This window comes from Novipirellula caenicola (genome assembly GCF_039545035.1).
Lineage (GTDB): Bacteria > Planctomycetota > Planctomycetia > Pirellulales > Pirellulaceae > Novipirellula > Novipirellula caenicola.
Map to the genome: position 1 here is coordinate 627,045 of NZ_BAABRO010000002.1, position 24,456 is coordinate 651,500.

A 24,456-nucleotide genomic window follows, 5' to 3' on the forward strand; every position below is an offset into this window, starting at 1 on the left:
ATCGCCGTTACCCACCCGTCGGCTTCCATCACCGCGTCGTCCATTTCCTATCCTTGTGCCGATTCCGATGAAACTTCACCCAAACTTTCCGCGATGTTTGATGGTTGCGGTCATGTTCGCCATGGGCATGATGGTTGGCGTCGACACGGCGTCCGCGCAATCTGGATTGCGTGAATCGCTCGAGCGACTCGACACCGACGCCGACGGCGATATCGATCCGTCCGAAATCACTCCCTTGGCTCGCCCTTACCTTGAACGAGTGGCTGAAGCACGACGGATGTCGCTCGAGCGTGCCTATAGTGTCGAGAAATGGCAAGAAGCGGCAAGGATCTATTACGCGATGAACAACGGTGTCTCGCGACGCGAAGTCGACGTGGACGACTACGTCAATCCGATGGACTTTGGAACCGCACCGGATCAACCGCTTGTTCCCGAGTTCGGTTTACCCGAAGTCAAATACCCGTACACGCAAGAGGATATTGACGACGCCGAGCGGACGCTGCGTCGATCGGACCGCAACCGTGATGGATACATTGATCGCGCCGAAGCGCAGCGAGCCGAATGGAGATACCGCGATCCTTTTGCCGAGGATTTTAACAACGATAACAAGCTTAGCCGGCTTGAACTTGCCCAGCGTTACGCGCGTCGCCGGATGCTGTCCGGAGCCGCCAGCGAATTGACCAAGAAAGCCGAGCGGACTGGAAACAGCGTTGGTACGTCGTCGTCGCGTCGCGAGGAATCAAGTTCACGAGACCGATATCGCCGCGGTCCAGGCGGCCGCGATTACTTGACGTCGACGGTGCTGGGGCGATTTGATTCGGATCGCGATGGCCGACTCAGCGCCGACGAAGCCGTCCGCCTCGGTGTGCCGTTTGGCCGTTTGGATGTGGACCGCGACGGCGAAATCCAACGCAGCGAACTGCAAGTTTACCTAAATGAAATGCAAGCCGAGGCAGGCGACTTGACCGCGGGATTGCCCGGATGGTTCTACGAACGCGACTTGAATCGTGACAACCAAGTCGCGATGGATGAGTACACCGATGAGTGGACTGATGAACTGATCGAAGAATTTCGGTCCTACGACACCAACGGCGACGGGCTGCTGACCGCATCGGAAGCCATCGCGGCCAAATCGCTTGTCGGCGGTAGCTACCGCAGCGATAGCGTCGAACCGTTGCCGCCGCGAAAAACCGTCGTCTCGGAAATCTACATCGACGAAAATTACTTGATCGCGGATCTAGATGTCCAGTTGTCGATCACGCACACCTATACCTCGTTTCTGGATGCCTACTTGATCGGTCCGGATGGGACGCGAATCGAGTTGTTCAGCGGCGTCGGGGCGCACGACGACCACTTTGACCAAACCATTTTTGACGACTCAGCTCGCTATTCGATCACCAAAGGACGACCTCCGTTCGAAGGCAGTTACCAGCCCGAGGCGCTCGCCAAACGCCAACCCAGTTTGAGTGCGTTCAATGGCAAAAGCGTCCAGGGTCCGTGGCAATTGGTCATTAGCGGAACCCAGAGCGATCGTTTTGGCATCCTACACGGCTGGGGATTGACCGTCCGTCCACAACCAAACTTCCCCGGCGAATCAAGAAATCCGACAAGCGAAATCGAAACGTTGGACGAACCGGCATCCGACATGGAGACGGTGACAGCACCCGCAGCTGCGGCTCAGGCGACCGGCGAAGCATATCAGCGGGTTGGCGAGCTGCGACAATAGCCGATTTGAAGGGTGAAGTATTGAAGTTACGCTCTTGTATTTAGGGGCAAAGCCCCGGACGTTTACCTAGCCCAGCCCAACGGGCTGGGACTAAGAAAACCAATGAATTGTAGGGCCAACGGTCCGGCCGTTTGCCAGGACTTAATGAGGGCGGCTAGCAAATGGCCGGACCTTTGGCCCTTAGGTTTCTTTGCATCGAAAACCTGGCCCGTTGGGCCAGGCTAGGCAAATTGCTGGGCCGTTGGCCCGAAGAACCTCTAATCGCGCAACTTCAAAACGCGTCAGCGAGGGACCGAATCAAGATCAGCCGTCCCGTCGCTGACGCGTGCGCGGCTCACTGAATAAAACATGCCGAACGGTTTGGCTGCAATCGCAACGGCGCCGAGACATTTTTCAAAAGCATCCAAGTTGAATTTCCTTACGCGTATCTTGCCGATCATTCTGAGTGGATTCACGGTCGCGTCATTCAGCTTGGCTCAAGACGATGCAACGGTAGCACAAACCGCGTGTCGAATTCGCGTCGTCGACGACCAATCGGGATGGCCGGTCCCGTTGGTCGAATTGAGAACGACCAATCATGTCCGCTTTGTCAGCGACAATGCCGGAGTGATTGCGATCGATGATCCGTCGCTGCTGGATCGCGAAGTCTATTTCAGCGTGGTCGGACACGGTTACGAAGTCCCAGCGGATGGATTTGGTTTCCGCGGCGTTCGGCTGACACCCCGCCGCGGCGAAACACGGACCGTCAAGGTCCACCGCACCGCGATCGCCAAACGGGTTGGACGACTGACCGGCGCAGGTTTGTTTGTCGAAAGCCAAAAACTCGGTGATCATCTCGATTGGCACGACGCCCCGATCTTCGGGTGCGACACCGTGCAAAACGCCGTTCACCGCGGCAAAATGTATTGGGCTTGGGGGGATACGCGGATCGCATCGTATCCGCTGGGCATCTTTGCGATGACGAGCGGAACGACTTCGACCACCCCATTCCGTTCCCTGCAACCGCCGCTGAAACCAAAATTCGATCTGTTCCTCGATCCACGCGGACGACCGAAAGGCGTCGCTGCATTTCCCGGTGATGGCCCCACTTGGTTAACCGGCTACGTCAGTCTGAGCGACCAAGATGGCAAACCGCATCTCGTCGCATTCTATCGGAAGATCAAAGGACATTTGCAAACGTACGAAGCGGGGCTGTGCGAGTGGAATGATTCGACCTCCGAATTTGAAATCGTGCGAACGGTCTGGAAAGCATCCGAGGGCGGGTCGCCACCGTCGCTTGCCGAGGAAGGCCATCCCGCGTTCTGGACCGATGCGGAAGGAACACGCTGGCTGTTGTTCGGCAACCCGCTGCCTCGGATTCAAGTCCAAGCCAACTATGAAGCTTGGAAGGACTACGAGAACTGGAAAACGCTGACGCCTCAAAAAACACTTCGCTCGGCCGATGATGACACTCAGATCGTGCCTCACTCTGGCTCGATCGTCTGGAATGCGTTTCGCAAACGCTGGGTCACGGTTTTCATGCAAAAGTTTGGTAAACCGTCCGCCTTTGGAACGCTGTGGTACGCCGAAGCCGACTCGCCGATGGGACCGTGGGGCACCGCCGTCGAAATTCTTTCCCACGACAACTACACGTTTTATAATCCACGATTACATCCCAACGTGACGCCGCAATCTGGTTCGACACTGTTATTCGAAGGGACGTATACGGCCGAATTCGCCAATCACGCCGAACCCACGCCGTATTACGACTACAACCAAATCTTGTATCGACTCGATCTTGATGATCCGGCGCTGCAACCGGCTCAATCATCCGTCCATTCTTTGCACCCTTAAGATTTCCATCATGCATCCTTACCTTCGCTTGATCGCCGCGATGATTGTTATTGGCGAGTTCTCATTCGCAATCGCCGAACCACCGCAAAACCCCACGCCGCTGCGTTACACCAAATGGAGCGGCAAGATCAATGTGCCCGACCCCGTGGCGATCAGTTTTGACAACGAAGGCACGGCGTATGTAACGCAAACGCAGCGGCGAAAGGCTCAGGATCTTGACATCCGCAACAACCGCGACTGGATCACGAACGATGTTGGGTTTCAAAGCGTCGAAGACCGCCGCAACTTTTATCATCAGCGATTGGCCCCGAACCAAAACCAAGACAAAAACCGCAAACGTGTCGACGATCTAAACGGTGATGGATCGCATGATTGGCGAGACTTGACCGTCATCAGTGAAAAGATCCATACGCTGCGTGATCGCGATGGCGATGGCATTGCCGATACGTTCAAGTTGTTCGCAGAGAACTTTCAAACCGAAGTCACCGGAATCGCCGCGGGCGTGCTGTGGTTCAATGGCGATGTGTACACCACGATTGCCCCCGATTTGTGGCGACTGCGAGACACCGATAACGACCTAGTCGCCGACCATCGCGAATCGATTGCATCGGGGTTTGCGATCCATATCGCCTATGCCGGTCATGACATGCACGGATTGACCGTCGGCCCCGATGGAAAGATTTATTGGTCAATCGGTGACAAGGGAATCTCGTTGACCTCACGCGAAGGCAAGCGATTTCACTATCCCAATCAAGGTGGTGTGATGCGCTGCGATCCGGACGGCAGCAATTTCGAAGTGTTTGCGCACGGTTTGCGAAACGTCCAAGAGTTGGCGTTTGATCAATACGGCAACCTGTTTGGCGTCGACAACGATGCCGATCAACCCAGTGAAAAAGAACGGTTTGTCTATATCGTTCGTGATATGGATGCCGGATGGCGGTGCAATTACCAGTACCGCGGCAGCGGTTTTAACCCTTGGACGGACGAACGATTGTGGGTTCCTCATTTCGATGGACAACCCTCCTATATTCTGCCCACGTTAAAGAATTACATCGACGGTCCGGCCGGGTTCACTTTCAATCCTGGAACCGCCCTTTCGTCTGCCTATCGCGACTACTTTTTCTTGACCGGAGCTCCCGGTGGATTCCAGTTTGCGTTTCAAGCTAAACCGGACGGTGCTTCGTTTACGATGGAAAACGAGCACTCGATCGGCAGTGGCATCCCGCTGGTCGGTATCAACTTTGGTCCCGACGGGGCGCTTTACGGTGTCGATTGGGGCGGCGGTTATCCACTGAATCAATCGGGGGCCGTTTGGAAGATTGATGCTCCTGATTCGGATCTCACCGAGATACGCCGCGAGGTCTCGCAACAACTCAAAAAGGGCTTTTCCAAGCTGCCCTCCGCAGACCTCCGACGACTTCTTGGGCACGATGATCAACGCATTCGCATGGGTGCTCAGTTTGAATTAGTCAAACAGCACGACACCGATACACTAAGCAGCGCGTTGATGTCGGAATCGGAAATGACGCGTGTTCATGCAGTCTGGGGACTTGGACAACTTGCACGCGGTGGCGAATCCGCAGCCACGCACGCCTTGATCTCGCTGCTCCGATCCGAGGATCCGGAGATGCGAGCCCAAGCGGCAAGAACCTTGACCGATATCAAGGGTGTCGATGGCGGGATCTTCCTGCCATTGCTTGATGATGACAGTGACCGCGTTCGCTTTATGGCAATGATCGCGCTCAGTAAGCATCCATCGGACGATGCAGTCGACTCCCTGCTACGGATCTCGAACTCGCTTGCCGAGTCGAAACGTTATCTGCGATTTGCGGTCTCGCGAGCGCTGCGAAGCTGTGCGACCGCAGAACAACTCGTCGCTGCCCAAGCCGCTGCCACCATGGTGGGCCGGCTAAACCTCGTCGTGGCGCTTCGTGGTAACGGATCACCGCGTTCACTTGAACCGTTTCTTCGCGACCCCAGTGAACAGGTCGCTACCGAAGCCGCTCGCGCGCTGCATGATGATTTTTCGAGTGACGACCAATTACAGGTGCTCGCCGCTACATTGCCCACGGCGCAGCACAATGGCGAATCGTTCATCCGCCGGCTGCTCAATGCCAATTATCGTCTAGGAGGCCGTGACCAATTTGAATCCGTCGTCCAATACGCGAGCCAAGAAACCCACTCGGTGCCGCTGCGAATCGAAGCGATCAAGATGTTGGGATCTTGGCTGAAACCTGATCCACTCGACCGAGTCGATGGCCGTCGACGCAATGCAACCCAGCCACGCGAAGTGGACGCTCCGCGTATGAGTATCGCGCTGTCGAAATTAGCAAGCGAGAACAACCCCAAACTACAAGCTGCAGCGATCGACGCGGCTGCCCGAACCGGCAGCCGGTTGTCCGCCGCGTCGCTGAGTGAGATTGTTCGCACGACCGACCAAGATGTTCAGCTTCGCATCGCCTCGCTTAAAACACTGGACAAACAAGACCCCGAAGCACTCAGTCAGGTGCTGCCCGCCGCGATGCAAGATCGTGAAACGAGCCTGCAGTTAAGTGCCATCCACTTCTATGCAAAACATCACGCCGATCAAGCCGATACCTTTTTAACGGGATTGGTTTCCGACAGCAAAAAACTTGCGATCAAACAGTATGCGATCGCGGCACTCAGCAAACAGCGAGGTGAAGCATCGGAACAGCGATTGATTGAGATGCTTGAGCAAATCGCCAACGACACATTGCCGGGCGAGATCATTTTGGATGTGCTAGAAACAGCCGAGCAACGGGCAACGAAATCTCCCGCGATTCAGGCCGCGTTTGACAAAGCCAACGCGGCAATCAATCAACGTTTCGCGAACACGCCTGAAAAGTCGCGACCGTTTTTGGTCAGCCGTGACGGGGGCGATGCCGCCAGAGGAAAAGTGATCTTCGACACCCATCTCGGCGCCCAGTGCATCCGATGTCATAAGGTCGGAAAAGAAGGAAGCGATGTCGGCCCCAATTTGCTTGGGATCGCGGCGAGCAAGGATCGTGATTATCTGCTGCAAAGCGTCATCGCCCCCAGCAAGGACATCGACAAGAAATACCAGACCCAATCGTTTTTGATGGATTCGGGACAGATTGTGATGGGGTTGGTGAAATCCGAGGGTGATGACGAGACCATTATCTCGGATAGCCAAGGCAAAGAGATCCGGCTTAGCAATGACGAGATCGAAGACGTGTCCAAAAACGAGGTTTCCATCATGCCTGACATGACCGACGTTTTGACACGCAAAGAGGTTCGCGACGTGGTAGCCTATCTGTCGACCCTGAAATCCAAATAACGTGTGGGCTCGGGGAATCGAACACATGATTCGGCAGAACACTAGACCATGAACGTACTTCGACTGGCCGCCATTGTTTCATGTTTTCTGCTGCAACACGGCTTGATGTGGCTGCACGCCGACGATTCGGTCAAGTACATCGGATCCGATCAGTGCATTTCCTGTCACGAAAATCAACACGCCAGCTTCCTGCAAACGCTGCATAGCAAAACGGCACGTTTTACCGACGTGACGCTCGAACCAGACGCTGGTGAATTTAAACACCAAGCGAGTGGTCATCGGTATCGTGTGGAGATCGCGGATGGACAGATGTTTCACAGCGAGCTGCGACTCAGCGACCAGGGCGAACCGCTTGGAACGACCAAGATGCAAATGAGCGTCACGCTTGGTTCGGGAACTCATTCAATGAGCTATCTAGGGCGAGTTGGTGATTTTCACATCGAATCACCGATCACTTATTTTAGTGATCATCGATCATGGGGAATTTCTCCGGGCTACGACGTCGCCGACCATCAATCGTTTCGCCGCGAGGTAACGGTGAACTGCGTGTTCTGCCACGTCGGATCGATCAAACAGGCGAAGCACGATCAGTACAAGTTCGAAATCGTGGAAGCAACGATTGGTTGTGAACGTTGTCATGGGCCGGGTGAATTACATGCGAAACATCACCGTGAAAACGCAACCACCTCTGACACCACCGGGTACGATGAAACCATCGTCAATCCTCGCGCACTAAACCGCGAATTGTCCGAAGCGATTTGCCAACAATGCCATTGCCAAGGCATCTTCGAACTCGAGACCGTGGGCAAAAACAGCTGGGATTTCCGCCCTGGGTTACGCTTGACCGATTTCCGAGTCGATTATCAGTTACAAACGACCGGTGGCTCGAACAGCTTGGTCGGTCATGTCGAACAATTGCACCGCAGCCGATGCTATACGCAAACCGAGACGCTGACGTGCATCACGTGTCACGATCCCCATGATCCGCCGACCTCCGACAACAAGGTCGAGTACCATCGCAAAAAATGCTACCAGTGCCACGGTGACGACGCCTGCGGTGAACCTCATCCGCAGCGAATCGCGACCAACGAAAATGACTGCACCGATTGCCACATGCCCCGCCGCGATACCGACGTGGCTCATTTCGCACTAAGCAATCATCAAATTGGGATCTATCCCCGAACGAACCTCAAACTCGCAGCAGTGCCTGATCCCAGCACGAACAAAGTCGCGCCGATCTTAGACATCAGCCATCTCAGTGCCGTCGAGCGTCAACGACTTGCGGCACTCAGCAAGTACGAACTGTATCGACGTCGAGGCGGCGATCCGAAGTTTGCCGAACTGATGCTGAATGCGACCGAATCATTGATCCAAATCAAACAACAAGGCAACGCCGATGCCGATGTCGATGCGGCCTTGATTTGGTTGGCACGCGAACAGGGTGCGATTCCCATTGCCGAAGATTTGGCGAAAACAGTTCTGACAACCGAAACTGACACGGATGCGCGTATCGTTGCCGCCCACAGCTTGGCTCGAATTTACTTGGATCGGGGTGAGAGTCGCAAGGCGATCCCACTTTACCAAATGTTGCAACAGCTTCACGTCGATGCGAGCGACTCGTATTTCTTGGGATTGGCCCAGCAGAACGATGGCAACTCGGAAAAGGCCATCGAAGCGTTACTGCAGTCACTCGAGATCGATCCCTCGCAAGTTGCGGCGCGGCGAGCTTTGGAAGCCATCTACGAAAGCTTGGGACGGATGGCCGAGGCCGACGCACAGCGAACCACTGCCGAGCGACTGGAACGATTAAAAAGTAAAAATTTCGAAACTCCATAGATTGCCAAGGGTTCCATAGGTGAACTACACTTTGTGAAGTAAGTGTGTGCCCCCCGGCCACGCCGCGATGTGAGTTTGACAACCACAAAGAGAACCTCTTCCCCTCCCTTCGCTCCCATAGCTCTTCCTTGGGAGATCCACCAACGCCACCCTTTTTTCCGTGGTTAACTCTCGGAATCACCGCACTCGAAATGCGTCTGTAGGTCCAATCCGCATCGAGGAAACCGCCTCAAATACGCTCGCACGCCAGGCACACAGCCGCTCTCTATAGACAGATCCGTCTATAGACAAATCGCTTTTCCAATCCCGTTTGACTTATTTCGGAGTTTTAAAGATGCAAGAAAGATCGCGTTCTGGTTTCACGCTGGTGGAACTGTTGGTTGTTATCGCAATCATCGGAGTATTGGTTGGACTGCTGCTTCCCGCTGTGCAAGCGGCACGTGAAGCGGCGCGCCGAATGAGCTGCAGCAACAATTTCAAGCAGATTGGGTTGGGACTGCACAATTACCACGCAGCCTACGATCAGTTGCCGACTCAAATGACTGGCACCAAACAGGGATCCACGACGGTCGACGAATTCTTTGGTGACCCGCCTGCAAAATCACACAACCGGCTCGAATTGAGCTGGCTTGTTGGCTTGACGCCATTTATCGAACAGCAAGCGTTATGGGAACAGATCAGCAATCCCTTTAACGATCCGTTGGGCAATGGAGCCTTCGCGGCGATGGGGCCTTGCCCGATGAAGGGATTGACCGGCGGCGGAGGCCATTCGGTGACCCAATACGATCCATGGTTGACCGAAGTTCCTTCGTTTCGCTGTCCAAGTGACCCCGGAACGGGATTGCCGGCACAAGGCCGTACCAACTATGGCGCTTGCATTGGCGACTCGCACTTTCGCGCTAACGAAGGCGCGCTGGCCAATAACGGCACCACCGACTCGACCCGTTCCACCGGCGTTCGCGCCGCATGTCGCGGTGTGTTCGTCTCGAGAAAGACGATGAAGTTTCGTGACGTTCTCGATGGACTTGCCAATACGATTTGCTCAGGCGAAATCATCACCGACCTTGGTGACTCAGATGTTCGTGGTTATGCGGCACAAAGCACGATGAACGGCACCGATGGTGGCAACCCAATGTACAACGCCGGCGGTGCGGTTTCATGCCGAACTCTGATCGATCCCGCCCGTCCCCAGTTCTGGAAAGCCGGCATCACGATGGTTGGATCCTCTGAGCAACGACGCGGTTACAAATGGGCACTCGGCCGCCCGATGTACGGAAGCGTCAACACGATCCTGCCGCCCAATTCGGAACTGTGCATGTCCAACACCTACCACGGCACCTCGGGGATTTTCCCACCAAGCAGTCGTCATCAAGGTGGATGCCACGTGCTGTTGACCGATGGTGCTGTGAAATTCATCACCAATTCGATCGAAGCAGGCAACAGCAACAGCGCCCAAGTTTACGAAGGCGGCCCAATCGCCCAGGGAGCGCAAAGTCCATTCGGGCTATGGGGCGCACTTGGAACCCGTGCCAGCAAAGAAACCATCTCGGCCGACTTTTAACAAGCCATTATTCGCAATGTCAGTATCACGGTTCCCTCTCGGGGGAACAGGTCGAACCGGCCCCATTTCAAATCAGACCAAGGAATCTTAAATCCATGAGCAAACTAATCCCACGACGCGGCTACACGCAAAACCGCTTTCGCTTGACCTTTCTCGCCATCGGATGCATGGCAGCCGTTACCGGTTGTGGCGACGGCGGAGACGCAGGCGTGATCGCCGGAAGCGATGAAATCTCGAGGTTTATCCAGGAGCACCCGGAATTGACCGACGAGTCTGGCGAGGAAGAAAAGGCATCCAAGCCTGAGGCGCCGCCAGCGAAACAACAGGCACGGCCAAGCGACGCTTGATCCAATAGCGACCGCGTCACCTTGCACACTTCGCATACGCGGGAAGTGCAAGGGAGAGAACCCCTTACGGCGGAGCGATCAAGTCGCCCGCCGTTTTATCTTGCGTGTTTCAACAATGTCCCGGCTTTGATTTCCGCCCTCGTGTATTCACTGCGAGATGCAGCGCGGAGCATTGATCGCAAAATCCCAAGCGAAAAAAAGTTTTCTCTGCATCACCGAGGCCGACACTCGCTGCCACCCAACCGGAGAATCAACCGCAGGACCGGCGGAAAATGAGCTTAGACTTGGATCGTAAAAACTGCAGAAGTCTATACGTCTACCATCCCGCCAAACGGTCGTTTTGTCCCCTATTTGCCACCGCCAATACGCAGTTGTCCCCCTACCGATCCACTCGCCCCCCGTTGGCAAAAAGCTATAGAGATTGAAAAACGTCTATAGATTTGGGTCACGCATCATCTGTACACCGCTGGTCATTTGTCTCAAACCAATTCGAAAATCTCGCGGTGACACCCACCAAAACGTTCGCATGGGTGTCCCCCATCCGCTAAGGTTGCAGGTACATCATGCACGTTCGGGTGGTCCAAACGAGCTTTTATCCCCCGTTAATTCGTGGCCGCCTTGGACGAGCAATCTTTTCACGCTTGTTCATTGGAGTTCAGAGAGATGCAGACAAAACCGAAAGCGGGCTTCACTTTGGTGGAGCTTTTGGTGGTGATCGCAATCATTGGTGTACTCGTCGGGTTGTTGTTGCCCGCCGTCCAGGCCGCTCGCGAGGCAGCGAGGCGAATGAGTTGCAGCAACAACGTGAAGCAGCTCGGATTGGCGGTTCACAATTATCATGCCGCTTACAAGCAGTTGCCCAAATTGATGACGGGGACCTATGGTCCTGGAAACTTTGTCATCGCCGCCACGGGACACAACCGCTTGGGGCTCAGTGCGATGGTGGGCATGCTGCCCTTTTTCGAACAGCAAGCGCTTTGGGAAAGTATCAGCAACCCCTTGGATGCTGATGGCAATCCCGCGACCACCAACGATGTGTGGCCGCCGATGGGAGGAACGCCCTTGATGAACGCCAGCCACCATGCGGTCAACACCTACCAACCATGGCTCACCGAAGTCCCCGCGATGCGTTGCCCGAGCGATCCGGGGGTCGGATTGCCGGCCGCGGCACGATCCAATTACGCCTTCTGTACCGGCGACTCGGCTTACCTGAGCAATTGGGGAGCCTTGCGAGACAACGGCGTGAATAATTTTGCGACGCTGTCGCGAGCCGCACAACGCGGCATGTTTATCGGGCGTAAAACGATGCGTTTCCGCGACGTGCTCGATGGGCTTGCCAACACCATCTGCATGGGGGAAATCACCACCGATCTCGGTGACGAGGACGTTCGAACTCGCGCGAAACGTTCCACTCTGACCAAGAGTGACTCCGGGCAAGGCATTCGATTGGCCGGCGGCGCACTTTCGTGCGAAAGTTTCAAAGACCCTGAACGGCCTCAATTCTGGGCTTCGGGAACCGGCGTGGGCAACTCTGAACAGCGACGCGGCTACAAGTGGGCCTCGGGACGTCCACTGTACGCCCAGATCAACACCATCTTGCCTCCGAACCGTGAGATTTGTATCGACCAAAACTATCACGGCAACTCACTGATTGCGCCGCCGAGCAGTCGTCACCAAGGGGGTGTTCATGTTTTGATGGGAGACGGTGCGGTCAAGTTTGTCACCGACTCGATCGAAGCGGGTAACAGTAATTCAGCCCAAGTTTACGAGGGTTCGTCCGTCAAGCCTGGTTCGAAAAGCCCCTTTGGTTTGTGGGGTAAATTGGGCACACGTGCTGCCAACGAAACGATTGACGAAGATTTCTAAACGGCCCGCAAGCCATCCCACTTATACGAGAAGTTAAGAAGATGAACGAAATGAAACACGTCGAATTCCGATCGAAACTCAGTCACTGTTTGGCATCACTATTGGTGGCCGGTTGCTTCGTCACAACCGCTGGCTGCGGGGCTGCCAATAGCGGCGAGGGGAGGACCACCGAGATTGAAGAATTAAATCAATTCCTCGATGAAAACCCGGAGCTGCGGAACACCGAGCCTGAGACCAGCGATCTCAATTCCAACGAGTTCGAAGGAATCACAATCACCCGAGAACAAGTGTAAGCGGTTCTGCATCGGCGTCGGTTCATCGAGAGCAATCTCGGTTGATCGATCAGACAAATAATGCGTGACCATGAAAAACGGCGGAGCGACCAAGTCGCCCGCCGTTTTTTCTTGGTCTTTTACAAACCTGCGGATAATCTTGATTACGACCAAACACGGGGGCTGCGGAAACGCAACCGGTTGGCTTCATCGTCCGCAATAAATTCTTCGGTTTTGGGATTGATGGTGAGTTTGCGTTTTAGAATCCATGACAATGCGGCTGCGTGACAGGCGACGTGCGACCGACGCATCACGGTCGGATTGCAAACCGTTTGTTGGCGACTCTTGACGCAATCAAAAAAGTTGCGGGCGTGAGCGGAAACATCGAGCCCGCGGACGCGTTTGTTTTGCGCCAGTTCGTCGTTCAGCGTCGCCGAGCTTGCCACGATCTCGCCTTCGTCGCCGGTTTCGACCGAGCCTTCGCTACCGACAAACCGAACGGGACAAGTGCCAAGTCGGGTGATCCAGCGAGGCCCCCGATCGCCGAACGGATCAGCAAGAAAATCGATCACCAGTTTGACTCCGTTGGCATACGTGCAGACGATGTTTTCGTCCGTCGGCTCGTAATGAATGGGTAGCGTATCGTCAGACTGGTTTGCCCATTGACACAGGTCGACGGTATGAGCCCCCCAGTCCAATAGCCGTGCCCCGCTGTCGAAATCGTATTCACCTCGCCATCGACCGTTAACGTAGCTCGAGTTGTAAGGACGCCACGGCGCGGGGCCGAGCCACATGTTCCAATCGCACACCTCCTTGGATGGCGTTGGCTCGCCCGGTAACCATTCATTTTTCAGTGTCGGAATATAGACTGACGCGTACAGCGTTTCGATTTTTCCGAGTCGACCGGTTTGTGCTAACTGAACCGCCGTCTGGAAATTGGGAACACTTCGTCGCTGGGTTCCCGCTTGAAAGATCCGTTCGGTCTTTGCGAACGTCTTCGAGATATTTTGGCAGTCGCCGATGGTGATTCCGCAAGGCTTCTCGCTGTACACATCTTTGCCGGCTTCCGCAGCCAAAATGGACGCAGCCGCGTGCCACCGATCACCGGTGGCGATGATCACCGCGTCAATGTCGTCGCGGGCAAGTAACTCACGAAAATCACTGACGAGTTGGCAATCAGTGTTACCATAATGCTGATCGACAAGTTGCTTGCCGGCATCGCGACGTGACTGCTGAACATCGGCGATGGCAACACACTGGACATCACCAAGCTGCAAAATCGACTTCATGTCGTACGTGCATCTCGGTCCCATCCCAATCACGCCTAGGGTGATTTTTTCAGACGGTGCAACGTGCTCGGCCGCACCGAGCGAACGTGAAGAAACAAAGTAGGGCGTTGCAATCGCGGCGGCGGAGGCCGAAGCGGCAAGAAAATCACGTCGGTTCGTACGATTAGGCTTTTGCATTGGCAGGGGATCCTGGGGAAGGGGAGTGCAAGGCGAGAAAACGAGCGTCGACAATCAGTCGCGTCGGGGTCTATGATAACTCATTCCGGCGACTCCGGAGGCGAGACCGCACCAGCGCGAAGTTGCGGCGCAAGCAGATTGTCGCCCAGCTTTCCAAGCTGGCAGCGTTTTCGGTGACCGTTTGATTGGCAACGAACGTGGCGGCTTGCGGTTCGACGTTCAAGCGTGACGCTCACTAACGGCTTGGAAAGCCGTGCGACGATGGCTGATCCCCCGCAGAGCGATTGTCGCCCAGCTTTCCAAGCTGGAAGCGTTTTCGGTGACCGTTTGATTGGAAACGAACGCGGTGGCTCGCGGGTCGGCGGTCATGCGTGGCGCTCGCTAACGGCTTGGAAAGCCGTGCGACAATGGCTGGCCTCCGCAGTGCGATTGTCGCCCAGCTTTCCAAGCTGGCAGCGTTTTCGATGACCGTTTGATTGGCAACGAACGTGGCGGCTCGCGGGTCGACGATCAAGCGTGACTCACGCTAACGGCTTGGAAAGCCGTGCGACAATGGCTGGCCTCCGCAGTGCGATTGTCGCCCAGCTTTCCAAGCTGGATGCGTTTTCGGTGACCGTTCGATTGGCAACGAACGTGGTGGCTGACGGGTCGACGGTCACGCGCGAGGCTCGCTAACGGCTTGGAAAGCCGTGCGACATTGGCTGATCCTCGCAGTGCGATTGTCGCCCAGCTTTCCAAGCTGGCAGCGGTTCGGTGACCGTTCGATTGGAATAAAACGCGGTGGCTCGCGGGTCGACGGTCACGCGTAAGGCTCGCTAACGGCTTGGAAAGCCGTGCGACGATGGCTGGCCTCGGCGACTAGACGTTGGTTTTCAGCTGCTCTTTGGCTGACTGCAAGAACTGCAGTGCATCAATTGGCGTCATCGCGTTGACATCCAGTTTTTGAATGTCGTCCAAGAGCGGATGGTCGGCGAAACCAAACAAGGTCAACTGGAATTTCCCATTGCTGTCGGCTTGCGCGGGGCCACCTAATTTCGGTCGATCCAGCGCATCGCGATGTTCGTGTTCCAGTTGCGCCAATACATCCTTGGCACGTTCGTTGACAGCCTTGGGGATGCCGGCCAAGCGAGCGACGTGAATCCCGTAACTCTTGTCGGCACCTCCGCTGACGATGCGGTGCAAGAACACCACTTCGTCATTCCACTCTTTGACCGCAACGTTCAAGTTGGCGACACGCGGCAAGGTTTCTTCGAGCTGGGTCAACTCGTGGTAGTGGGTGGCAAACAGCGTGCGACATCCGACTTGTTCGTGAAGGTGTTCGGTGATCGCCCATGCCAAGGACAATCCGTCATAGGTGCTGGTCCCACGCCCGATTTCGTCCAAAATCACCAGACTCCGCGAGGTCGCGGTGTTCAAGATCCGTGCGGTTTCGACCATCTCGACCATGAACGTACTTTGACCGCGACTCAATTCGTCACTCGCACCGACACGTGCAAAGATGCGATCGGCGATTCCCACCAAAGCGTAATCGGCTGGCACAAAGGAACCGGCTTGTGCCATCAGCGTGATCAACGCGACTTGGCGAATGTAAGTACTTTTGCCCGCCATGTTTGGCCCCGTGATCAACAAGATCATACCTGACTCGGGCGAATGCACGCAGTCATTGGGAACAAACTCTCCTTGAGGCAACGTCACGTCGAGCACCGGATGGCGGCCTGCGTCGATCCGCAGCACCGAGTCCTCGGTCAATTCCGGACGCACCCATTTTCGCTGGGTTGCGATTTCAGCGAGCGCGGCCAACACGTCAAGCTCGGCCATCGCTACCGCCACCTCTTGCAGAATATTCAAGTGACGATGAGTTTCATGCCGTAGATTTTGAAACAACAACTGTTCACGCGAGGCAGCTTTATCGTCGGCCGCGAGAACCTTTTCTTCGTATTCCTTCAGCTCCGGCGTGATGAAGCGCTCGCAGTTCTTGAGCGTTTGTTTGCGAATGTATTCGGTGGGAATCTTATCTTTATTGGCGTTGGTCACCTCGAGGAAATAACCGAAGACGCGGTTGTACCCCACCTTCAAATTGGTGATCCCCGTGGTTTCCATTTGTTTCTGCTGATAGGCGGCAATCCATTCTTTTCCGCCTGCCGCTAACTTCCGTAGACTATCTAGCTCTTCGTCAAAGCCTTCACGAATGAAATTGCCATCGGCGGCATTCAGCGGACACTCATCAGCCAACGCGTTTTCAAGCTGAGAACGCAGTTCGGGACAAAGGTGCAAATGAGCTTCGACAAATCCCAACCGCTCGGCCTTGCGATCAGTCAGCTTGGCTTTCAATTCAGGAAGATTTTCGAGCGTGCGAGAGACCTGTTGCAGGTCCCGCGGTCCCGTTCGTCCCGTGGCGATGCGGGCCAACAAACGCGTCAAATCAAACGTTCGTTTGAGCGTCGTGCGGACGTCACCTCGCAGCCGCGAATCGTTGACCAGTTCCGAGACGGCGTCCAGCCGAGCTTCGATCGCATTCCGATCCACCAACGGAGCCGCCATCCAATCGGCCAGCAATCGTGCGCCCATCGGAGTGCAAGTGCGATCGATCACGCCCAACAGCGAACCATCGCGTGATCCGGTTCGCATCGTGCGAGTGACCTCGAGACTCCGCCGAGTTGACGCATCAATCTGCAACACCGGCGAGCGATGATGGGCACAGATTTGGCGAAAATGGTCGAGCCCTCCTTGCTGCGTTTCCTGCAAATACGCCAATACCGCACCGGCAGCCCGAATCGCCGGTCCATCTGCGTCGCCAAAACCGAAACCTTCGAGATTATGAACTTCGAATTGTTTGCACAGTGCGTCGCGGGATGCATCCTCGGCAAACGACCACGCCGGTCGCGAAGTCCATGACCAAGGGGCGGTGGTATCGGGACTGAATCGTGCGTCGTCTTCGCGATACAGCACCTCAGCAGGCCCAATGCGCGCCAATTCATCTTCGATCCGCGAAACCGGAAAGACGCCGGATTCAAATCGTCCGCTGGAAAGTTCGGCCCAGGCAATTCCGGCTTGCGGCTCGGCGGGTTCGCCACCAGATTTCTTGCCCGATGATTTGACCGGAACCAAATAAACCGCCGCCAGAAAGTTGGCTTCGCGAGGATCCAGCAATCCATCGTCAGTGAGCGTGCCGGCACTAACCACCCGGGTGATTTCGCGTCGAACCAGCCCCTTGGCTTGTTTGGGGTCTTCGACCTGTTCACAGACCGCAGCACGATACCCCGCCCGGATCAGCTTGTTCAAATACGAATCGAGCTGATGATGCGGAAACCCCGCCATCGCGGTGGGGTTATCGCTGTCTCGATCACGGCTGGTCAGAGTCAAACCCAGCAACTGGGCGGCTGTTTTTGCATCATCGAGGAACAACTCGTAAAAGTCGCCCATTCGAAAGAACAAAAGCGCATCGCCACAGGCGGCTTTTGCTTCATGATACTGTTTCATCATTGGTGTCATGACGCAAATCCTAACTCGCACGACGATGCGAGAAAAGTCATCCCAAGGCTAAATTCAAGGAATGAAACCTCGGCGGATCCTGCCGATTCCGCGTAAGCCAACGATGCGGGTTAGAGAAACCGTGCGGCTCCGCTAGCGGGCACGCGTTGGCCTCCTTGGCGGCCCCAGCAGCTACATCTGCGAGTAGGGCTTGGCCACCAACACGTACTTGTCGATGTGCGAAACCGTGCCTTGATACTTTTCGACCTTGCTAAGCACGGCCCAGTCCTTGTGGGCGCGAAACGCGTCCCACGCCTTCTTACGAGCCTCTTCGTTTGGATAGACGGTCAAGTAGGTCAAGCTGGGTGTGTTGGGGCCGATCAAGCATTGGCCGATAAACAAAGGCTGAATACCGCTGTCAAGAAAAATTGGCACTTCGCCTGAATTGAACATGTCGACCTTCAATTCGCCGAGTCGCTCGTTGGGACTTTCGTACAATCGCAGTTCGTAGACGCGATCATCGTTGGCCAATGTCCCCTCGGGAACGTTGGCGTTGGGCATACAATCCATCGCCGAAAGCAGCTCCGATGTAATCCGCTGGTACGGAGCATTCTTTGGTTCGCGATCCAAATAGCTCTTGGCATCGGCGAGGTACTGCGAATCACCGGCCAATGCGGTGCGGGTTGCGAGAATCTGAGCGGCATCCGAATAGGGAATGACCACGACAATTCGCTCGCTGCCGCTTTCGTCGTTTTCCGAATTTGTGAATACGCCGACTGGTTTGATGCCGTGTCGATTCAGTGCCGGAATCAAGGCATCTTTCAGATAAGCGTCAATCGCTTTGGCATCCCCCTTGTCGCCAAGTAGATACGAGCGAACTTCGTACAGCTCACGATCCGGCGGAGCGGCTTGGCCGGTCGATGGAATCAAAGTCATAGCAGCAAGCATCACAAAGGAGTTCAAAATCACGTTTCTCATCATTCATCCGGGTGGGTTATTTGGGACGAGCGGTTAGGTGGTGGGTTTCAAGATTCGAAGCGATCCGTGGGCAATCACGGCCGGACCAATCCACACGGGAAGATCACGGCGATTGGGTTAACGATCGGTTCTGCCGATCGCGTTTGTCGACCATGGCTGCCAATGAAATCATGACTGCCGATGAATACGCCTGCGAAGACTCGAAACGGCGTCCGACATCCTAATCGCTGCGGAACGGTTCGATCTACGGGCAGGCGGTGACAATCCGAAGCATTTTTGCGTGTTCGCGGCAACCAATGGGTGCGACGCGGACCAGCTAATGAGAGCAAGGAGCGAGGTGAGCATGATTTTTTCACTGTAAATTGGGCGAGCAAATCCGTTTGCACGATTTTCTTTTGAAAATTTTGCCGATTGTTGCACGGATCTCGGGCTGGGATGTCACTAACCATTACAGAGTACTGAATTTCATCACCGCTGCCCCCCCCAAGCCGTTTCCGTCCATTGGGATTTTCGTCCTTTGGGATACGTACACAACGCTCGGGACACCCCAATCGAGTTGACGATCATGCGATTGACCCTTCGCACCCTGCTGGCTTACCTGGACAACACCCTCGACCCAACGGACGCCGAATCGCTGCGAGTGAAGGTTGCCGAGAGCAGTTTTGCGGGGCAATTGGTCCAGCGGATTCGTACCAATTTGGCCAAGCCCAACTTGTCCGCTCCCGCTCCCGATGCGGTCGGCCCGATCGAAGAAGCCAACGTGATCAGCGAATACCTGGACAGCACGTTGTCAGCGGAACAGATATCGGAAATCGAACGAGCGTGTCTCGAGTCGGACCAACAGCTCGCCGAAGCGGCGGCATGTCATCAAATTCTGACTTTGGTGTTGGGCAAAACAGCCGAGGTATCGCCCGAGCTGCGTCAACGGATCTACGCGTTGCCCGATCGCGACATCGCGGATTTGGCGACCGCAGGCAGTTTTTCATCGGTGGCATTGCCCGATGCCGAGCCGACGCAGGTCAGTCCTCAGCCGGTATCGGATATTGAAGTGCCGACGGGAGACCAGCAATCCGAACTCGATGCGATCCACGAAGCGGCGACTCAGTCCAACACAGCACATCCCGGCGGAGTTGTCCAACCGGTCGGACCTGGCGATTCAGGGGTTTCCGATGCACCGACTCGAATCCGTCAATCGGACGCGTTAGAGGTTCGTCGGCGTGACGCCATGATGCACACGGGTCGCCCGCGATCGGCGCTCGAGGCGGCACAGATGTACGGCGGCTCGATACGAACCAGCCGGATCGCGCCATGGTTGGTTTCATTGGCACTTGCCGCGGTGTTGCTATTTGCACTTGTCCGCATCTTTGAACCGCTCGTGAATCGATCCACCGTCGCCGACGCGGATTTGGGGCCGACGTGGACCGACTTGCAAACGGATGATTCGCCGTCGCCCGTCGAACCGATCACCGAGCCCAGCAAGGAGATCGAAGTTTCGGCAAGCGATGCGCCGGCGATGGTTCCCGTCGGCACTCCGGGACGCGAGATGACCCCGGACGCCGAGTCGCGCAGCGGAACCTCGCCCACCGAGAACCTGCCTGCGTCCTCGACGCTGCCAGCACCGGTGGGCAACGCGACGCCAGAGGCACCAAGTGCCGAAAGTGATCCGATGGCACCACCGGCTCCCGCCAGTGTCGGCACCGATTCACGGCCTGGCGGAACCAGCGAAGTGATGCCACCGCCCAAGCCCCAGATCGACTCCGAGACCTCGGTCAAATCGGATTCGCCGATCAAACCTGATTCGGAGGTCAAAAGTGACGCGACCGCAGGAGTCACCGGCAGCCCTAGTTCTCCTGCACCTCGCAGCGATGTCGACATCCCGGCCGTGACCGAACTGCCTGCCGGTGAGTCACCTGCGGTAGCCGATTCGGCCACCGACAGCACCGCGGGTGATTCCCCATCTGAAACGATGGCCGCCGATCCGGACGGCGGCGCTCCGCCCACGGTAGAAGAAATCAGCGATCCCAAGGTTCCCGCTGCCGACACCGCGAAGGCTGCGAAAGTGGCTGTTGCCAAGGTGACGACGGATACCGCACTCGTTTTTGCAATCGGCGATGATGAAACCCCAGTTCAAATCAACAAGGATGACGTGATCCAGACGCAGCAGTCCATCGTCTGTGCTCCGACCTATCGTGTTCGGATAGACACCGTCGACGACATGGCGGTGACTTTGGTCGGTCCGGCCAAGGTACAGTGGACTCGCGATGGCAGCGAAAAACCGCTGCTGCATGTTGATCACGGCCGCATCTTGCTCGAGGCGATCAAACCAGGCGCTTCGATTGACGTGCGGATCAATGGCAAATCGCTGACGCTCAAGTTCCCCGGGATCGAATCGCTCGTCGCCATGACCATGGTCCATTTTCGGGCGCCCGGTTTTGATCCGTTAAAGAAAGAAAATCACATCAATACCGTGGGGGTGTTCGTCGCTCAGGGCAGCGTTGGATTGTCCGACGGCGAGAATACGACCGATCTGGCGACGGGGCAGCGTTGGGTGCAACGCGGTGATGAACCCGCCGTCACATCAGAGTCGAAAACCCCACTCGATTGGATCATTCCGCCGGATCCGAATGACCAATCGCTCGAATCGTCGGCGCGAGAAGCGTTGCTGGGTTTGATGATTCCGGACCAGCCGGTTGAAATTTCGCTGCGTGAAGCAACGATGTTCCGACGCAGCGAGGCGGGTGCCTTGGCCGCTCGGACGTTGTTGGCACTGGGACGCCCCGATGTATTCTTTGGTGGCGACGGAATGCTCAGCCAAGCGGACCAGCGTTCGTATTGGAGCGATCACTACGTCGCACTGCAAAACGCGATCGACCGTGACGCGAGTACTGCGGAACAAGTCAAACAGGCGATCGAGCGGATGGACCAGGGCAATGCCAAAACGTTGTTCCAATTGCTGGTTGGTTTTTCACAAAAACAGCTCGAAGAAGGCGCCGACGCGCTGCTGGTTCGCAGCCTTGATTCGCCATCCATGTCGGTCCGTGCACTCGCATTGGAAAATTTGCGAAAAATCACCGGCGTGACGCTCAGTTTCCGCCCTGAACAGGACAATGCGGCACGACGTGGTCAAGCGATCAAGAAATGGGAAGCTCGCCAACGCAAAGGTGACATTCGCTGGGCCACGCCCTAGGCACTGTCTGAGAACGCATCAGAGGCGGAAACCTGGTAGCGGAATTCGTGAACGGCTTGTTGAATTAATCCAAATGCAAAGCGCAACAATGAGCCGTGGGCCGTAAGGCACCGGGTACTGCGTGGGACCCGGCCGCTGACGCGTCACGGCTCAATAAATCAACAAGTCGTGAAGAATTTCGATATCCCAATGACTTATGTCATGCTGCCGAAAGTCTTGACGACTTCCGCTACGGTTTCAGACAGAGCCTAGTCTGCGTCAGCTCGCTGTGAGTTTTGAGACCGGTTCTTGAGATCGGTGCGGGGAAAGCCTGTACTGTCCGCGGAACTTGCCCGCTAATCTTACTTGCCGAACGCTCGATGATGTTATCGCAGCGAGTCCGCGGCGACCGAGCCTGCCAAGACGTGCGATGCGACGACATCCGCAATCCGTGTTTCGCACGCGGGTTCGCTATGTCGCACTTCATACGCAATGATGTTTCCGTCATAGCCGGTGTCGCGACACGATGCACAACCGCTTGGAGCTGAAACCATCATGTCGCTTTCCAAGCCCAAACGCTCTGCGTCTTCGGGGTCGATCGGCTGCGATTGGCTACATTGACGACATAATCGATTTAGCTTGTGATGCGAAATCACGGCAGATAAAACTTGGTTCAACTCTTGTTCTTCCAAACCGAGTTGTTTCAACCGGACGGGTGTCATCGCGGGGTCGGCGCTTTCGATCGTCGCAATCACTAATCGGCCCATTGCCGCTTCATACACTGCCGCTCGAGCGACGTCGTGGTTGTCAAGCTTGTCGATCGCAATCACATCCGGAGATTGCCGTGCTAACGAGTCAATCGCCGACATCTTGTCCAATCCCGCATGCTTACACAGCGATAGCTGATTGATCCCTTCGCAGGGAATCGAAACAGAATCCTCTAGCGTGCAAATCAATAGGCTTGGATCATTCAATTCCGCCAACAACGAATACAGCGTCGTCGTCTTGCCGCTTTGTCGTGGCCCTGCCAACACGATCAATCCGCTTCGTTTTTTCAGGACACTTCGAACCACTTCTCGTTGCGAACGTTGAAGCCCGAGTTGATCGATGTCCACGGGCACGGATTGGCTGATCGTACGCGTCAGATTGAGCATCGTGCCCGAGGTGGCCGGACAAAACGAAGCGAAGATCGAAACGCGTTTCGCGCCTAATCGAACGCGGAATTCACCCGATGCCGATGTGGATCGCAGACTCGCTCGCTCGCGATCTGGCAAATTCATTCGCGACGCGACTTGAGCCAGAATCTCGTTCCCTTCGACCCGACTTAGACTTTGTAACACATACATGCCTTTGGGCCCCCTGGCTCGGACCCGAAACGCGTGCTGATGCGGTTCGATGACGATCTGAGTGACCAATTCTTGCACCAACGGACGCAGAATATGGGACAGTGGATTTTTCGACGCCATCGCCTTTGACGAATCATCGGGCGAGATCGGCATCGACAGCGGCGAGGGTTGCACAACCGGTTCACGCACCGACTCGGTTGCCGATCGCTTTGCGGCGTCCGTCGTGCTTAACTCGTCGCCATACAATGTATTGATCAAGCGATCCATCACGGTCGCGGTCGCAAATAGCGGCTGCATTTGGCGACCAGTCAAGCGACGGATTTCGTCAGCCAACAGCAAACCATCAGGCTCGACCACTGCGACTTCGACAATCTTTCCATCATCACTTAGCGGTGCCACTTGGTTCCGAAAACACCATTGGCTTGGCAATCGTTCCGCGATGCCGGGATCAATCGGCAGCGGTGCATCCTCGGGAGGATCAAAAAAGGGAAGTGCGTAATACTTCGCATACTGTTGAGCGAGTTCGGTGGTGACGTCGCGGCGTTGGACTTCGACATCAGCGGCAAGTCCCGAAAAATCGGCGTCCTCGATGGATCCGTCTTCGATCAATTCGACGGGCCCCACAGCATTGATTGATACAGACATGGAATGAGTTCAACCGCAAAGTAAGTAGCGAAGGAATTAACGCAAAACGGCAAGCGTCGAGACACGATTGATTCGCACGTGTTCCGCGTCGTGGGGCAAGATCGATGCAGAGACAGACGATTCAGTAGCGTCAAAACCATCGCCGTTAAAGGTGATCGCGTAGGGGCCGAATAGGGGCGCAGCACCAACGCGATGCAACCGCAGTTCCCATCCCGAAAACCGCCCGTCGAACTTCGACACCTTGATCTCGCCTACCGCAAAATAGGCTGGCGAAGGAATCGAAAGATCGAGATCGGCAAGACGGGTCGCGTAACGGCCGGTTCGCACAAAGTGCCGATGCTGCGAAAACTGAATATCCTCGAGATAATCAAACGCATTGGCGACTCGCGATCGCTCGACAAATCGTGCCTGCACCGCAAACCCGACCGCCAATACCACCACGGAAAGAGCCAGCAGCAGGATCACATCGACCATCGCGAGACCTCGGTGAGATCGCGATCGACACAAACCAGCTCGCTTTGATTGAGTATTCATGGACCAACATCAGCAGAGTGAGAGACGCTGATGAAGGGATAGCTTAGAACCCAATCCATGTCGCCAACGATTCGCCGAATCGCCGTGAAC

At 55.8% G+C, this 24,456-nt stretch carries 15 protein-coding genes; 10 read left to right on the top strand and 5 right to left on the bottom strand.

Going from position 1 to position 24,456, the window contains the following annotated elements; translation table 11 throughout:
• Positions 1 to 67: 67 nt before the first annotated feature.
• From ABEA92_RS06370 to ABEA92_RS06405, 8 genes are all read left to right on the top strand, one after another.
• Positions 68 to 1,726 carry a proprotein convertase P-domain-containing protein gene (locus ABEA92_RS06370; RefSeq protein WP_345682969.1) on the top strand — a complete coding sequence of 553 codons (1,659 nt, stop codon included), beginning with the start codon at positions 68 to 70 and terminating at the stop codon, positions 1,724 to 1,726.
• Positions 1,727 to 2,134: 408 nt separating this feature from the next.
• Positions 2,135 to 3,559 (top strand): hypothetical protein, encoded by a 1,425-nt coding sequence (locus ABEA92_RS06375; RefSeq protein ID WP_345682970.1) that lies wholly within the window; start codon positions 2,135 to 2,137, stop codon positions 3,557 to 3,559.
• A 10-nt stretch (positions 3,560 to 3,569) separates the two neighbouring features.
• On the top strand, positions 3,570 to 6,878 hold the full coding sequence (locus ABEA92_RS06380; protein WP_345682971.1) for a PVC-type heme-binding CxxCH protein: 3,309 nt from the start codon (positions 3,570 to 3,572) through the stop codon (positions 6,876 to 6,878).
• 48 nt (positions 6,879 to 6,926) lie between these two features.
• Positions 6,927 to 8,714 carry a hypothetical protein gene (locus tag ABEA92_RS06385; protein WP_345682972.1) on the top strand — a complete coding sequence of 596 codons (1,788 nt, stop codon included), beginning with the start codon at positions 6,927 to 6,929 and terminating at the stop codon, positions 8,712 to 8,714.
• Between the two features lie 334 nt (positions 8,715 to 9,048).
• Positions 9,049 to 10,275 carry a DUF1559 family PulG-like putative transporter gene (locus tag ABEA92_RS06390; RefSeq protein ID WP_345682973.1) on the top strand — a complete coding sequence of 409 codons (1,227 nt, stop codon included), beginning with the start codon at positions 9,049 to 9,051 and terminating at the stop codon, positions 10,273 to 10,275.
• 95 nt (positions 10,276 to 10,370) lie between these two features.
• Positions 10,371 to 10,622: a hypothetical protein gene (locus ABEA92_RS06395; protein ID WP_345682974.1), complete on the top strand. Its 252-nt coding sequence runs from the start codon at positions 10,371 to 10,373 to the stop codon at positions 10,620 to 10,622.
• Positions 10,623 to 11,285: 663 nt separating this feature from the next.
• Entirely contained in the window at positions 11,286 to 12,488 is a 1,203-nt protein-coding gene (locus tag ABEA92_RS06400; protein WP_345682975.1) for a DUF1559 family PulG-like putative transporter, read from the top strand.
• Positions 12,489 to 12,529: 41 nt separating this feature from the next.
• On the top strand, positions 12,530 to 12,781 hold the full coding sequence (locus ABEA92_RS06405) for a hypothetical protein (RefSeq protein ID WP_345682976.1): 252 nt from the start codon (positions 12,530 to 12,532) through the stop codon (positions 12,779 to 12,781).
• Positions 12,782 to 12,924: 143 nt separating this feature from the next.
• Here ABEA92_RS06405 and ABEA92_RS06410 read toward each other — a convergent pair whose 3' ends face one another.
• Positions 12,925 to 14,226 (bottom strand): Gfo/Idh/MocA family protein, encoded by a 1,302-nt coding sequence (locus ABEA92_RS06410; protein WP_345682977.1) that lies wholly within the window; start codon positions 14,224 to 14,226, stop codon positions 12,925 to 12,927.
• 516 nt (positions 14,227 to 14,742) lie between these two features.
• Between ABEA92_RS06410 and ABEA92_RS06415 the strand changes: the two genes are divergently transcribed.
• On the top strand, positions 14,743 to 14,901 hold the full coding sequence (locus ABEA92_RS06415) for a hypothetical protein (RefSeq protein WP_345682978.1): 159 nt from the start codon (positions 14,743 to 14,745) through the stop codon (positions 14,899 to 14,901).
• A gap of 183 nt (positions 14,902 to 15,084) precedes the next feature.
• Here the strand turns inward: ABEA92_RS06415 and mutS are convergent, their stop codons facing one another.
• The gene (gene mutS, locus ABEA92_RS06420; protein WP_345682979.1) at positions 15,085 to 17,718 is read right to left on the bottom strand and encodes a DNA mismatch repair protein MutS; all 2,634 of its coding nucleotides are present in this window, start codon (positions 17,716 to 17,718) and stop codon (positions 15,085 to 15,087) included.
• 171 nt (positions 17,719 to 17,889) lie between these two features.
• The gene (locus tag ABEA92_RS06425) at positions 17,890 to 18,633 is read right to left on the bottom strand and encodes an NIPSNAP family protein (RefSeq protein ID WP_345682980.1); all 744 of its coding nucleotides are present in this window, start codon (positions 18,631 to 18,633) and stop codon (positions 17,890 to 17,892) included.
• 607 nt (positions 18,634 to 19,240) lie between these two features.
• Here ABEA92_RS06425 and ABEA92_RS06430 point away from each other — a divergent pair.
• The gene (locus ABEA92_RS06430; RefSeq protein ID WP_345682981.1) at positions 19,241 to 21,862 is read left to right on the top strand and encodes a hypothetical protein; all 2,622 of its coding nucleotides are present in this window, start codon (positions 19,241 to 19,243) and stop codon (positions 21,860 to 21,862) included.
• Between the two features lie 365 nt (positions 21,863 to 22,227).
• On the opposite strand, the gene ABEA92_RS06435 is transcribed toward ABEA92_RS06430, so the two are convergent.
• Both ABEA92_RS06435 and ABEA92_RS06440 read right to left on the bottom strand, forming a co-directional pair.
• Positions 22,228 to 23,832 carry a GspE/PulE family protein gene (locus ABEA92_RS06435; RefSeq protein ID WP_345682982.1) on the bottom strand — a complete coding sequence of 535 codons (1,605 nt, stop codon included), beginning with the start codon at positions 23,830 to 23,832 and terminating at the stop codon, positions 22,228 to 22,230.
• 36 nt (positions 23,833 to 23,868) lie between these two features.
• A complete protein-coding gene (locus tag ABEA92_RS06440) occupies positions 23,869 to 24,306 on the bottom strand; it encodes a hypothetical protein (RefSeq protein ID WP_345682983.1) in 438 nt (145 codons plus the stop codon).
• Positions 24,307 to 24,456 lie beyond the last annotated feature (150 nt).

Excerpts from the sequence above, each read along its gene's own strand:
- mutS (WP_345682979.1), bottom strand. The coding sequence starts at position 17,718 with ATGACACCAATGATGAAACAGTATCATGAAGCAAAAGCCGCCTGTGGC.
- ABEA92_RS06395 (WP_345682974.1), top strand. The coding sequence starts at position 10,371 with ATGAGCAAACTAATCCCACGACGCGGCTACACGCAAAACCGCTTTCGC.
- ABEA92_RS06440 (WP_345682983.1), bottom strand. The coding sequence starts at position 24,306 with ATGGTCGATGTGATCCTGCTGCTGGCTCTTTCCGTGGTGGTATTGGCG.
- ABEA92_RS06400 (WP_345682975.1), top strand. The coding sequence starts at position 11,286 with ATGCAGACAAAACCGAAAGCGGGCTTCACTTTGGTGGAGCTTTTGGTG.
- ABEA92_RS06370 (WP_345682969.1), top strand. The coding sequence starts at position 68 with ATGAAACTTCACCCAAACTTTCCGCGATGTTTGATGGTTGCGGTCATG.
- ABEA92_RS06405 (WP_345682976.1), top strand. The coding sequence starts at position 12,530 with ATGAACGAAATGAAACACGTCGAATTCCGATCGAAACTCAGTCACTGT.
- ABEA92_RS06425 (WP_345682980.1), bottom strand. The coding sequence starts at position 18,633 with ATGACTTTGATTCCATCGACCGGCCAAGCCGCTCCGCCGGATCGTGAG.
- ABEA92_RS06390 (WP_345682973.1), top strand. The coding sequence starts at position 9,049 with ATGCAAGAAAGATCGCGTTCTGGTTTCACGCTGGTGGAACTGTTGGTT.
- ABEA92_RS06435 (WP_345682982.1), bottom strand. The coding sequence starts at position 23,832 with ATGTCTGTATCAATCAATGCTGTGGGGCCCGTCGAATTGATCGAAGAC.
- ABEA92_RS06430 (WP_345682981.1), top strand. The coding sequence starts at position 19,241 with ATGCGATTGACCCTTCGCACCCTGCTGGCTTACCTGGACAACACCCTC.
- ABEA92_RS06380 (WP_345682971.1), top strand. The coding sequence starts at position 3,570 with ATGCATCCTTACCTTCGCTTGATCGCCGCGATGATTGTTATTGGCGAG.
- ABEA92_RS06385 (WP_345682972.1), top strand. The coding sequence starts at position 6,927 with ATGAACGTACTTCGACTGGCCGCCATTGTTTCATGTTTTCTGCTGCAA.
- ABEA92_RS06410 (WP_345682977.1), bottom strand. The coding sequence starts at position 14,226 with ATGCAAAAGCCTAATCGTACGAACCGACGTGATTTTCTTGCCGCTTCG.